The following is a 12,986-nucleotide window of genomic DNA, read 5'->3' as shown; positions in this document are numbered from 1 at the left end:
ATGAAAATCAAAAGCTACAGTAAGGTATTAAGTGCATTGGCCATTTCGTCTCTACTGCTTGCTGCATGTTCGGATGATACGGAGAAATCATCAACGAAAGAGAAAAAAGGGAAAGATGTCGAACAGGTCGATACCTCTAAATTCCCGACAAAGACGACGAATCAAGGAGAGCCTGATAACCAAGTTATCACATTCTTTGATGAAGATTTATTGGATACAGACGAAAACTATGTTTTCACGAATGAAGGTGCCGCTTCCTATGAGATTTCGGATGATCATAAAACGGTTACGCTGACGATTAAGGATAATGTGAATTGGCATGATGGAAAGCCGGTGACAGGCGATGATTTAGAATATGCATACCTTGTCATGGGAAGCAAAGATTACAAAGGTGTACGCTATGATGAACAAATGGCTTTAATCGAGGGTATGGAGGAGTATCATGAAGGGAAAGCGGATAAGATTTCAGGCATTAAAGTCGACGGCAAGAAAATCACTTTCACGTTCAAAAAAGCGAATCCTTCCGTCACGACTGGATTATGGACATACCCGCTTCATAAAGAATACTTAAAAGATGTTCCGATTGCAGATTTGGAATCTTCGGATAAAATCCGTAAAAATCCGATTGGTTTTGGACCATTCAAAGTGAAGAAAATCGTTCAAGGGGAAGCGGTCGAATTCGAAGCGAATAAAGATTATTACCGCGGTGAACCTAAATTGGACAGTGTCACATTAAAAGTCGTAAATCCGGCCGTTGTCGTCAAGTCACTTGAAAATGGTGATCTCGATGTAGCGGAGGTCCTGGCTGAGCAATATGATCAGGCCAAGGAATTGGATAACATCGAATTATTGGGGAAAGTGGAATTGGCTTATTCCTATATTGGTTTCAACTTCGGTCATTATGATAAGGAAAAAGAAGAAAACGTTATGGATGAGAACCCGAAATTCGGTGATAAACGCCTTCGTCAGGCAATGGCATATGCCATCAATAATGAAGAAGTTGGCGAAAAGATGTTCAAGGGCCTTCGCTTCCCTGCCAACTCTGTCATTACACCGAACTTTAAATATAACAATAAAGATTTAAAAGCATATGAATATAATCCTGAAAAAGCTAAAAAACTTTTGGATGAAGCAGGGTTTGTAGATACGAATAACGATGGCATTCGTGAAGATGCAGACGGAAAAGAGTTCAAGATCAATTTTGCTTCCATGAGCGGTTCTGATGTTTCTGAGCCACTAGCAAAGTATTATATCCAGCAATGGGAACAAGTAGGTTTGGACGTCGAATTGCAGGATGGAAGGCTGCATGAGTTCAATTCATTCTATGACCTGCTGAAAAAGGATAATGACGAAGTTGATGTATATTCCGCTGCATGGGGTGTCGCTTCCGATCCTGATCCATCAGGAATATGGTCCAGATCTGCAGAATTTAACTATACCCGCTGGGTGAATGAAAAAAATGATGAGCTTCTTGCTAAAGGGATTTCAGAGGAAGCCTTCGATGATCAATATCGAATCGATACGTATAATGAGTGGCAGGAATTGATCCATGAAGAGGTCCCGGTCATTCCGACGTTATTCCGTTATCAATTGGCTGGAGTGAATGAACGCGTTACAGGTTATGATTATCTCGCAGGCCGCCAATATCAGTGGCATAATGTCGGTGTAACGAAATAATTTAATTGATCACAATCGGCTGCCTTTATAGGCGGTCGATTTTTTTGAGTTTCAATGTAGAGGATAAAGGTTATATAGATAATAGTAAGTAATTGGAAGGGTGATATGGATGGAAGTGAGAAATCCTAATGATACAAAGAGAGAGTTAGAAATATTGTTTACTGAATCGGTTGGCCGTTTACTGAAACCTCTCGAAGAGGAAATCATCGCAGACATTGTAGCCTATCCAGACGAAAAGAGAATTGCCTTCTTAGAATATATGAAGGAAATGTCCAACAAACAAAGACAGTTGAAGTAAGTTGAACTTTCATCATGAAGGAGGTTTTTTTATGAGGAACGAAGATATGGACAGATACAAAGTATGGCGCGATAAGTGGAAAAGGAAAGTGAATATGGAGAATTTAGCGTTATATGGAATTTCAACATTAGTTATGGCCATGTTGCCTGTCCTGGCTTTTATGAGTTAAATCGATTAAAGGACCGCCTTTTGGCGGTCTTTTAATATGTTAAAAGTTGCCATGAAAAGATATAATGAACAAAGAGGAAAGGAGAGATATGCGTGAGTGTAATCGAAGAAAAAGAAATCGTATCTTACATAAAAGAATTGGTGTCCATACCCAGCCCCTCCGGCTATACTGAGCAAGCCATTAAATATGCCGCCAATTTCATGGAGCAGAGGAAGGTTCCTTACAACATCACGAATAAAGGGGCATTGGTTGCTACATTAAAAGGCGTAGATGATGACAAACATCGCTTGCTGACTGCCCATGTCGATACTCTGGGAGCCATGGTAAAGGAAATAAAAGCGAATGGCCGCCTCAAATTGACGATGATCGGCGGTTTCCGCTGGAACTCAGTGGAAGGGGAGTATTGTAAAATCCATACAGCTGACGGAGCTATTATCACCGGGACCATTTTAATCAATCAGACCTCTGTCCACGTATATAAAAATGCAGGCGATGCCAAGCGTGATGATGAGACAATAGAGGTCCGGATAGATGCTGTCGTAAAAAATAAAGCGGAAACCGAGGCCATTGGCATTTCTGTTGGAGATTTTGTCTCCTTTGAACCGAGAGTGGAAGTGACGGATACAGGCTTTTTGAAATCAAGGCATTTGGATGATAAAGCTAGCGTTGGCATCCTCCTTCATATCATTGACCTCATATCCGCAGGAAAGATAAAACTGGCATATACGACCCATTTCTTGATTTCCAACAACGAAGAAATCGGTTATGGCGGAAATTCCAATATCCCTGAGAAAACAGTCGAATATCTAGCTGTCGATATGGGCGCGATCGGTGATGGACAAACGACGGATGAATTCAGCGTTTCCATTTGCGCAAAAGACTCCTCAGGTCCATATCATTATAAACTGCGTCAGCATTTAGTTTCACTTGCCCAAGCAAATGCCGTCGACTACCGCGTCGATATTTATCCATATTATGGATCGGACGCTTCCGCTGCAATCCGGGCAGGCTATGATGTCGTACATGGTCTGATCGGACCGGGTATCGATGCTTCACATGCCTTCGAGCGGACACATGTTTCTTCTTTAAAGCATACAGCCAATCTGATTTTGCACTATATTCAATCAGAGCTAGTATAATCGTGAAAAAAGCCCGCATTCATATGCGGGCTTTTAACTGTTTTTTAGCGATATTTTTATTATAGTACTGTGTTTTAGTGGTAATACACGTGAATTTCGGTCATTTACTCGTGAATTGGCGTAAGTACAAAAAATAAAGATTTATAATGATAATTCTTGTGGAGGTTCACCGTTGTTGTTCATCAACCGGATGCTTTCCGGCTTAATTTGCAGGATTAAATAATTCGGATCTTTCGGACCTTCAAACCAATCTTCAAAGGATTCATTCCATAATTTATCCTTCAGCTCCTGAGAATCGTTTATTTTCGAGGTACCTGAGATTTCCAGGTAAGAATCGCCCAATCCTTTATTATCATAGCCGATCAGGATATGAACATTAGGATTCTTTTCAATTTCATCAATTTTTTCCGTCTTTCCACTCGTTGGTGTGTATAAAGTTAACTCATCGTTAAAAAATGTCATATAACGTGAATGTGGTTTGTTGTTTTCAACTGAAGATAAAACTCCTATTTTATGATCACGGATGATGTTCAATACTTTTTCTTTTATTTGGTTTTGGCTCATTTTTGCACACTCCTTTTATTTTTTTTACTCTATTACTTTTCCTCTCTTTTCATTAAGTTAAACAAAATTCTGCAGTTTGCCATTTTTATGAATGAAGATTGATAGAAGTTGCCATACTAGTCATTATGTGTTCTATTTTGAGCAATTTCATGATGTTAATCCATTTGTAAAGGTGAGTATGATGAATGAATTGTGGTGAATTACTTATCATTGGCGGGGCAGAGGATAAGTGCCTTGAAGGTGAAGTATTAAATAAATTTGTCGAGCTTGCAACCCGTAATAGGAATGGCGGAATAGGAATATTGCCTACAGCGAGTGAAATTCCTGAGGAAGTGAGTACAGAGTATATCAAGATTTTCAGGGATTTAGGCGTGGACAGGGTGGAAGTGATCAAGCTGGATTCAAGGCAGGATGCAGATGACCCGGCAATTTGTGAACAGCTGAAATCTTTTTCCGCCATCTTCATTTCAGGGGGAAACCAAAGCCGATTGTTTGAGCTGATTGGAAAAACCAAATTCCACGATGCCCTTTCTAAAGCCTGGCATAAAGGAACGGTGATAGCAGGGACAAGTGCTGGCGCTTCCATTTTAGGTAAGCATATGATCATTGCTGCTGACACGATGCTGAATGACAATAAGTTAAAGGTTGAGATTGGGCTAGGTTTCGGCTTCCTTGACGGTTTGATAATCGATCAACATTTTTCTCAGCGTGGCCGCTTTGACCGCCTGTTAAGTGCGATAGCAGGGAACAAGGAAATTATGGGTATTGGCATTGATGAAAATACAGCAATTTTAGTTAAAGACGGTCATTTTGAAGTAGTTGGCCAACATCAAGTATTGGTTCTTGATGGCAGCACCAGTGATTATATCAATATCACATCTTCTGATAATGGCAGTGAAGAGTTGACGCTTTCAGGATTTAACCTTCATGCACTAACCAGGGGATACCGTTTTGACCTGCTTAAAAGGAAATTGTTGATGAAAAAGGGGATCCAACAATGATAATCAATCGAGTCCGTTATTTAAAAGGACCTAATTATTTTGCTTATACACCGACGATTTGCATTGAATTGGATATAGGGGAACTGGAACAGAAACCATCTGATTCAATACCTGGATTCAATGAAAAATTGTTAAAGTTGCTCCCGAATCTGGGAAGCCATACATGTTCAAAAGGGTATCGAGGCGGTTTTGCCGAGAGGCTGAGAAAAGGAACATGGATGGGACATATATTGGAGCATATGACGATTGAGCTTCAAAACTTGGCCGGAATCGAAGCCATTCGTGGAAAAACGATAATGATGGAAAAGAAGGGTTTTTATTATGTGACCTTTGACTATCAAGAGCCTCACTCAGGTCTTCAAGCTTTTTTAGCAGCAAAAGATATAGCGGAAGCCATCCTGAATGGTAAAAAGCTTATAAATGTACAATCTTATGTAAAACAAATAGAGCAGCTATATTATAAGAATAAACTGGGGCCAAGTACTGAAGCCATTTTTAAGGCAGCACAAGCAAAAGGTATCCCTGTCGAGCGGATGGGTGATGAAAGCTTATTGCGTTTAGGAACCGGTACAAGGCAGAAGTATGTCCAGGCGACAATTTCCAGCCAGACTTCCAATATTGCCGTTGAGAATTCATGTGACAAATCATTGACCAAATCGATTTTAAGAGGGTGTGGCCTCCCTGTACCTGAAGGGGAAGTTGCCCATTCCATCGAAGATATCTTTGCCTCGGCGGACAGGCTGGGTTTTCCGCTGGTCATTAAACCGTATAATGGGAGGCAGGGGCAGGGTGTCATCACCCATATCAAAAATAAGGATGAACTATTCAATGTAATCAATTGTTTGGAGTCGCATGTGGAGAAGTACATAGTCGAACGGCATATTGAAGGACATGATTATCGGTTACTGATAGTCAACGGTGAACTTATAGCCGCTAGTTTGAGGCTTCCTCCCTATGTTATTGGCAACGGTAAGGAATCGATACGTAAATTGATAGAAAAGGAAAATTGTAATGATTTGCGGGGAGAAGGACATGAGAAGCCGATGTCAAAAATCCCACTTACACATACCGTGACCTGTTACTTGGAAAAATCGAATCGGACGCTCGATACCATTCCGGATCAAGGGGAATTGGTTCAAGTTGTCGGCAATGCAAATCTTTCAACGGGTGGAAAGGCAATCGATGTAACGGATCAGGTTCATCCAACCATTAAGAATATGGCGGTTGCTGCCGCGAAAGCGATCGGTTTGGATATAGCTGGAATCGATTTTATCTGTGAGGATATATCAAAACCAATCGAACATTCACGGACTGCGATTATTGAAGTGAATGCTGCTCCGGGAATTCGAATGCATCATTATCCGAGCGAAGGGAAAAAAAGGAATGTAGGCAAGGCCATTGTCGATTATTTATTTCCGACTCGGGAAGAGGCAGCTATACCGATCATCGCAGTGACCGGAACAAATGGAAAGACGACAACGACCCGATTGGTTCATTATTTTCTTTCTAATGAAAATACAAAAGTGGGTATGACGAATTCTGATGGAGTATATATCGGCGATGAGGTTTTGGATCAAGGTGACTGCAGTGGTCCGGTCAGTGCAAGAATGGTATTGGCCCATCCTGAAGTTGATGTAGCCGTATTGGAAACGGCCCGGGGAGGGATTCTTCGTGAAGGTCTTGCTTTTCGTAAATGTGATGTGGGGATCATTACCAATGTAAGTGAGGATCACCTCGGCCGTGATGGAATCGATACTTTGGATGATCTCATTAAATTAAAGAGGCTTGTGGCCGAAGTCGTAATGAAAACAGGCTATTGTGTGCTGAATGCAGATGATCCGAATGTAGCCGCCATGAACGCCCATACAGATGGAGAGGTCATTTACACCTCTACTGATGCCACCCAGCCTCACGTGAAGGCTGCGATAAATGGGGGATGTAAAGTTTGGTACGTCAATGAACAAGGTGTAATCTGTCATTCATCTGATAATGTCATCCATCAATTTATGGATTGCACCAAGATTCCAATCACGATTTCCGGCATGGCACGACATAATATCGCCAATTTACTTCAGGCGTTAGCCGCAGCCGAAACTCAAGGCATTTCCATGGAAGAACTACGAAGGAAGGCTGCCACATTTATGCCGGATACGAATTTGTCCAAAGGCCGTTTTAATTTAAAGAAGTTGAAAGAGCGCACGATCATCATCGACTATGCCCATAATGAAGCAGGATTGAAGGCCATATTCGAAACGGTCAGTGCTTATAACAAAAATCGTCTTATCACGGTTTTGGCAGGACCGGGTGACCGTATTGATGAAGAGCTTATCAGGCTCTCCAAGGCGGCGGCCATGAATTCTGATCTGTTCATCATTAAAGAAGACGATGATTTGCGGGGCAGGGAGCCGTTAGAAGTAGCCAGGCTGCTTCAGGAAGCGGCGTTAGAAGCGGGGTTACAAAAAGATCGGACCATAATCGAACCTAATGAATTGGACGCATTCGTAAAGGCCTGGGAAGCATCACAACCGGGTGACCTATTATTGTTCTTTTACACGGATTTCGAATATGTAGAGAAGTTTTTCGAAAAGGTTTCAACAAATCCATTGCCGAAGAAATAAAGGAAGTGGATGTCGCACTGAAAATCCACTTTCCATCAAGGCTAGCAATTACTCGCGAAAATTTCACTGTATGAAAAAAAAGCTAATCCAAGTGGATTAGCTTTTTTTCATAACCGTTTCATTTGCAGCCGGAACAACGGCATGGTCTTTTTTATATATTCGCTGAAGCACGATGGACTGAACAATCATGAATATACCTCCGATTGACCAATATAACGGCAAAGCAGCAGGAGCAGAGAAAGAAATGAATAAAATCATTGCTGGTGAGAGCAGGCTCATCATCTTCATTTGTTTCTGCTGTTCCTCCGGCATTTGTCTCATGGAAATGACCGATTGGAAGTAATAAATGACACCAGCAATAATCGCCATGGCAATATTCGGCTGACCAAGGCTGTACCAAAGGAAACTATGGGTCGCAATTTCATGGGAGCCCTGGATCGCATAATAAAAGCCCATTAGAATCGGCATTTGAATTAAGAGCGGCAAACAGCCCATGTTTAAAGGATTGACTCCATGCTTTTGGTAAAGCTGCATCATTTCCTGTTGAAGGGCCTTTTGTTTAGCTGGATCTTTCGTCTCTTTGATTTTCTGCTGGATTGCAGTCATTTCCGGTTTCAGCCCATTCATCTTCGTTTTCATGCTAAGCTGTGTTTTATATTGCTTGGCAGTCAGTGGAAGCAAGACAAGGCGAATCAAAAATGTCATCATGATGATGCTTAAACCATAGTTGCCATGAAATAAATCAGCATTGAATTCTAGCATTTTTGTCATCGGGTTAACCAAAGCGGTATGAAATGGACCGCTCGTTGCTGCTGAACAACCCGTCAAAAGGGTCGTTGCCAGAAATAGGACGGCAATTAGTAACATGTTTTTCTTCTTCAATATAATTTCCTCCTCGAATTGTTAATGTTTAAACAACGAGAAGGAGGCTTGGCTCATCGGAATCATCTGGTGAATCCTTTTGCCGGATAAATGTGAAAAAGCGCTGTGCACCGCGCCAGTCAAAAGTGCTGCCTTTCTGAACAGGGGATTTACTTTTATCTGAATGAACGGAAGCTTGATATTTGTCGTTCAAGAGTGATTGCTTTTTATTTAAGAAGTAAAACGCAGCCAGTGGAAAGACAAAGGTAAGTAAGTAACCTGCCCATACCGCATGGCGAACGGTCTGATAATCGAATTCTAATAATAATTCCCACATAGGAATCCCTCGTTTTTTCTAAGATAAGAAAATTTAGTTCGGTTGGTCCCCAAAAACGATTTAGGGACTGGAATAAGTTTAAATCATTAAGAACACTATATCAAATTCTAGTACAAGAAAGCCAAAAAATATAGGGATTTTTTCAAAAAATAAACAGGGAATATTTTCTGGTGCATAAATTTCCGATTAAAGATTCTGTAGAACCCCAGAGTCGAGACAAGTAATTCGGAATGAAGATGCACATATGGTCGTTCGTCTACATACGGATAAAGGAAGTTCAATTATGAGGTGAAAAAGTATGAAACCATACAATTCATTCAATCAACAGAACCACCATAACGGTACCGAAAATATATATCAGAATGCACATCTCCGAAACAAGGATAATGATTTCTTGGCAGCTCCATATCCATTTGAAAATCAGATAATGGATGTAAGGACTCCTCCTGGCCCTCCTGGCCCGTCCTACGGGAAGCAGCCGCCGCCACGGCCGCCGCACGGAGGAGGCCCGCCTCATATAGCTCCGCCAATATTCACTCCACAACTTCACGATGGAATGTCTAAGGCAATGGACACTGGTTCAATGAAAGGGTGTTTATACAAACATACGTATGTTTGGCTTAAAAATGGCCGCTCATTTTGGTTTTACCCCACATATGTTGGCTACAATGCCGTGGCAGGTTATCGATGGCGACGAAGTCAACAGCGATGGGCCTATTATGGAACGGACGCGCATGAGATACAATTCTTTCATTGTTATTAAAATTCGCATTAGCGAATTGTTCAGTTATGGACAAAAGGGGCGAAAAATTACGGTGTAGTTGAACTAATTGAGTGTGGGTCAAATAAAGAGCGGTGTGGGTCGAATAGAATGCGTGAACGGTCGAATAAAGAGCGGTGTGGGTCGAATAGAATGCGTGAACGGTCGAATAAAACGGAGAACGGTCGAATAAAATGCGTGAGCGGTCGAATAAAGAGCGGTGTGGGTCGAATAGAATGCGTGAACGGTGGAATAAAGTGTGGTGTGGGTCGAATAGAATGCGTGAACGGTCGAATAAAGTGTGGTGTGGGTCGAATAGGATGCGTGAGCGGTCGAAAAAAGTGGTGAACGTTCGAATAAAGTGCGATGTGGGTCGAATAAAACGGAGAGCGGTCGAATAAAGAGCAGTGTGGGTCGAATAAAACGGAGAACGGCCCCAAAAAAGAACTCTGGCTGAAAGCAACGTGGAAGTTTTTTAAGGAGGAGGTTCGGAATGGTCACCCCGAACCATGATTATAAAACGAGACTAGATTATCCTTAATGTTTTTTAACTGTAACCCTTATTAGATTGAGGAAATTTACGAGACTCCTGCTGAATAGCTGGCTAACCGAGACCCCCACAGCCGCTAGCTTTGATGCGGCTTGGCAGTCAGTCGGCGGAAAGGGAGCGGATTTCTGAAATCAAGTGTAACGTTATTAAAGAAGGCAAATTCCTTCAAAGATTAATCAAAAAAATAATCAGGAAAATCAGAAATGATCCCATCTAACTGCATCTTTTTGAACATGCGGATTTGTTTTTTATTGTTGACGGTCCATGTATATACTTTCATCCCGTGCTTTTGGATTCGCATTTGCAGCTTCGTACTCAAAATCGTTTGCTTTGGATTCAAAAATGATGCAAACTCGGAAATCTCCTTTAATTTTTGGTCAGTAATTCGCCGTTTTATCAAAACGCCCACTTGTATGCCCGGCATTAATTGATGAAACCTTTTCATGGATTCCATATCGAACGAATGAACCATTATCTTATTTTCACTTGTTGAATATTCCTGGAATTTTCCTAATTCCTCTGCAAGTTTCTGTTCAATGCCGGGATAAGCAGATGGATGTTTTAATTCGATTAAGATTCCGACTTTAGACCCGAAATTCTCCAATACCTCACTTAGTAAAGGAATCCTTTCGTTTTTATAACGGGAATGATACCAGCTTCCTGCATCCAGTTCCTTTAATTCGGCAGCCGTGTAATCACGGATGTTCCCTTTGCCGTTCGTGGTTCGATCCAGAGTTGGGTCATGATGAACCACAAGTACATCATCTTTACTGAGATGGATATCCACTTCCAGGAAATCAGCTCCCAATTCAATCGCTTTATTATAAGATGCCATTGTATTCTCGGGGCAATATCCAGATGCACCGCGATGTCCAATTTTAAGAGGGGAATGCTGCATTTTGAAGTCCTCAGGGAAAACACCCTTTGTTCGATTAGCATAGATGGCGAACAGGACAAGTATGGTTACCAAGATAATAAGAAAGTATTCAATCATCATTCACACTCCTATTAGGCACATTAATTAAAATTCTTAAATATTTTTAAAAAGAATATAAAGAAGTTCTCAGGATAGCCTCCTTTCACAATTTTACATGTTTGCCAGGGAAAAATCATGTTTTACACAATGTTATAATCCCGACTTAAAGGATTTATTGGAAAGGTATGGAATACATATAATTTAAGTATCAATAAGGGGGGAAAGCAGATGGAATTGCAGGTGAAACCGAAGTCTAAAAAATGGAGGGGGAATTTTGGTTTATATTTTTCCCTGCCCATTCTCTCTTGGGCTTTTTACGATTTTGCCAATACGATTTTTTCTTCTAATATCAATACGATTTTCTTTCCATTCTTCCTTCAGGAACAGATTGGGGAAAATGCCGTACTTGATCAGATTGCCAGTACCTTCATCTCCTACGCAAATGCGATTGCCAGTTTGTTTCTGGTTTTGTTTTCCCCGCTGTTCGGAGTCATGATCGATCGAACGGGAAAAATGAAAAAATACATTATGATTTTCACACTCATTTCTGTTGTATGTACATTTTTAATGGGGGTATTTGGAGGGGCGAAGTTCGATGGGAAGCTGCTAGGCATTCCAATTTCCTTAGCAATCGTCATTCTTTTATTTGTGATAGCAAAGTTTTTCTATCATTCGAGTCTTGTTTTCTATGATACGATGATGAGTGATTTAGGCACGAAACAGCAATTGCCGCTTATATCAGGGTTTGGTGTGGCGGTAGGCTACCTTGGAACGTTAGTGGGCCTGTCAATCTATCCATTCATAAGTAAAGGGAGTTCACATGAAGCCTTTATTCCCACGGCCATTTTATTTTTGGTTTTTTCCCTTCCATTGTTCTTTTTTTTAAAAGAGTCTCCAAAACAGCAAAAAGCGAAACAACCTTTTTTATCCGGTTATAAGGAAATTAAATCCACTTTTAAAGAGATGCAATCCTATCGATCGGTTTTTACATTCATGATTGCTTATTTCTTTTTAAATGATGCGATTGCGACCACTATCGGCATGATGGCCGTATATGCCAAGACTGTTGTTGGATTTTCCTCAAGCGGATTCATTTTGCTTTACTTGGTTTCGACAGTATCGAGTATTGCCGGATCGTTTCTGTTTGGATACATCACGCAGTCGAAGGGGCCGCGGCTAGCTGTGACATATGTGGGAGTTCTGCTTTTGGTTGCTTTATTTATAGCGGTCTTTGCACAAACCGCTCTATGGTTCTGGGTTGCAGGGAGTATGTTCGGCATTTCGCTAGGTTCGATGTGGGTGACATCACGGACATATATCATTGAATTGACCCCGGATGAGAAGAGGGGGCAATTTTTTGGACTATTTGCCTTCTCAGGAAAAGTTTCTTCCATAATCGGTCCGCTTTTATATGGAACGATAACGTTGGTATTCCATGACCTCGGTACATTGGCGAGCAGGATGGCATTGGGATCATTGATTATCATGGCGGTAATAGGTCTGGGGTTTCTTTTAAAAATGAAGGGATTGGAAGAAGTGAACTAAGAAAAAAAGGAATGGAGCCGGCCTTAATGCCGTATCCATTCCCTTGTATAATCTTATACCAAAATCAAGGTGACATCGACGTTCCCGCGAGTAGCTTTTGAATAGGGGCAGGTCATATGTGCTTTTTTGGTGAAGTCTTCAGCTTCTTCCCTGCTTAGGTCGGGAATGGAAACATCCAATCTTACAGCCAATTTAAAGCCGCCGTCTTCCTCATCTTTACCGATCGTGACATTTGCCGTCACGGAAGTATCGACTTTTTTCTTTTCTTTTTGCAGAACAAGATTCAAGGCACTGTCAAAGCAAGCCGCGTAACCGGCTGCGAATAATTGTTCAGGGTTTGTGGCGCGCTCACCGGAACCTCCTAATTCCTTAGGTGATCTCACATCGAAGTCCAGAATCCCGTCCTCTGATTTAACATGTCCCTCACGACCGCCATGTACGGTAACTGCAGCTGTATATAATGGTTTCAATGAAAACAACTCCTTTGTTTA

13 protein-coding genes are annotated in these 12,986 nt (G+C 41.4%); 8 read left to right on the top strand and 5 right to left on the bottom strand.

The window, feature by feature from the left end:
- The 4 genes from opp4A (at window position 1) to MPH60_RS15465 (ending at window position 3,283) form a co-directional block, all read left to right on the top strand.
- Entirely contained in the window at window positions 1–1,677 is a 1,677-nt protein-coding gene (gene opp4A, locus MPH60_RS15480) for an oligopeptide ABC transporter substrate-binding protein (protein ID WP_241615848.1), read from the top strand.
- A gap of 109 nt (window positions 1,678–1,786) precedes the next feature.
- Window positions 1,787–1,975: a hypothetical protein gene (locus MPH60_RS15475; protein WP_241590504.1), complete on the top strand. Its 189-nt coding sequence runs from the start codon at window positions 1,787–1,789 to the stop codon at window positions 1,973–1,975.
- A gap of 31 nt (window positions 1,976–2,006) precedes the next feature.
- A complete protein-coding gene (locus MPH60_RS15470) occupies window positions 2,007–2,144 on the top strand; it encodes a hypothetical protein (RefSeq protein ID WP_241590503.1) in 138 nt (45 codons plus the stop codon).
- A gap of 101 nt (window positions 2,145–2,245) precedes the next feature.
- Window positions 2,246–3,283, top strand: coding sequence for a M42 family metallopeptidase (locus MPH60_RS15465; protein ID WP_241590576.1), 1,038 nt, complete (start codon window positions 2,246–2,248; stop codon window positions 3,281–3,283).
- 141 nt (window positions 3,284–3,424) lie between these two features.
- Here the strand turns inward: MPH60_RS15465 and MPH60_RS15460 are convergent, their stop codons facing one another.
- Window positions 3,425–3,847 carry a pyridoxamine 5'-phosphate oxidase family protein gene (locus MPH60_RS15460; protein WP_241590502.1) on the bottom strand — a complete coding sequence of 141 codons (423 nt, stop codon included), beginning with the start codon at window positions 3,845–3,847 and terminating at the stop codon, window positions 3,425–3,427.
- Window positions 3,848–4,032: 185 nt separating this feature from the next.
- Between MPH60_RS15460 and MPH60_RS15455 the strand changes: the two genes are divergently transcribed.
- Together MPH60_RS15455 and cphA are read left to right on the top strand one after the other, a co-directional pair.
- Window positions 4,033–4,848 carry a cyanophycinase gene (locus MPH60_RS15455; RefSeq protein ID WP_241590501.1) on the top strand — a complete coding sequence of 272 codons (816 nt, stop codon included), beginning with the start codon at window positions 4,033–4,035 and terminating at the stop codon, window positions 4,846–4,848.
- Window positions 4,845–7,466 (top strand): cyanophycin synthetase, encoded by a 2,622-nt coding sequence (gene cphA / locus MPH60_RS15450; RefSeq protein ID WP_241590500.1) that lies wholly within the window; start codon window positions 4,845–4,847, stop codon window positions 7,464–7,466. Before MPH60_RS15455 ends, cphA begins: the two co-directional genes overlap by 4 nt.
- Window positions 7,467–7,562: 96 nt before the next feature.
- Here the strand turns inward: cphA and yidC are convergent, their stop codons facing one another.
- Both yidC and MPH60_RS15440 read right to left on the bottom strand, forming a co-directional pair.
- Window positions 7,563–8,348: a membrane protein insertase YidC gene (yidC, locus tag MPH60_RS15445; protein ID WP_241590499.1), complete on the bottom strand. Its 786-nt coding sequence runs from the start codon at window positions 8,346–8,348 to the stop codon at window positions 7,563–7,565.
- 28 nt (window positions 8,349–8,376) lie between these two features.
- Complete coding sequence (locus tag MPH60_RS15440; protein ID WP_241590498.1) at window positions 8,377–8,664, bottom strand: hypothetical protein; 288 nt, start codon at window positions 8,662–8,664, stop codon at window positions 8,377–8,379.
- A 298-nt stretch (window positions 8,665–8,962) separates the two neighbouring features.
- On the opposite strand from MPH60_RS15440, the gene MPH60_RS15435 reads away from it, so the two are divergent.
- Window positions 8,963–9,427, top strand: coding sequence for a hypothetical protein (locus MPH60_RS15435; RefSeq protein ID WP_241590497.1), 465 nt, complete (start codon window positions 8,963–8,965; stop codon window positions 9,425–9,427).
- A 719-nt stretch (window positions 9,428–10,146) separates the two neighbouring features.
- On the opposite strand, the gene MPH60_RS15430 is transcribed toward MPH60_RS15435, so the two are convergent.
- A complete protein-coding gene (locus MPH60_RS15430; RefSeq protein WP_241615847.1) occupies window positions 10,147–10,971 on the bottom strand; it encodes a glycerophosphodiester phosphodiesterase in 825 nt (274 codons plus the stop codon).
- Window positions 10,972–11,178: 207 nt separating this feature from the next.
- On the opposite strand from MPH60_RS15430, the gene MPH60_RS15425 reads away from it, so the two are divergent.
- Window positions 11,179–12,495 (top strand): MFS transporter, encoded by a 1,317-nt coding sequence (locus tag MPH60_RS15425; RefSeq protein WP_241590495.1) that lies wholly within the window; start codon window positions 11,179–11,181, stop codon window positions 12,493–12,495.
- A gap of 53 nt (window positions 12,496–12,548) precedes the next feature.
- Here the strand turns inward: MPH60_RS15425 and MPH60_RS15420 are convergent, their stop codons facing one another.
- Complete coding sequence (locus MPH60_RS15420) at window positions 12,549–12,965, bottom strand: organic hydroperoxide resistance protein (protein ID WP_272492812.1); 417 nt, start codon at window positions 12,963–12,965, stop codon at window positions 12,549–12,551.
- Window positions 12,966–12,986 lie beyond the last annotated feature (21 nt).

This window comes from Peribacillus sp. Aquil_B1 (assembly GCF_022603275.1).
Lineage (GTDB): Bacteria > Bacillota > Bacilli > Bacillales > DSM-1321 > Peribacillus.
The sequence above is the reverse complement of the archived record's forward strand: the minus strand, read 5'-3'. Positions and strand labels throughout refer to the sequence as shown.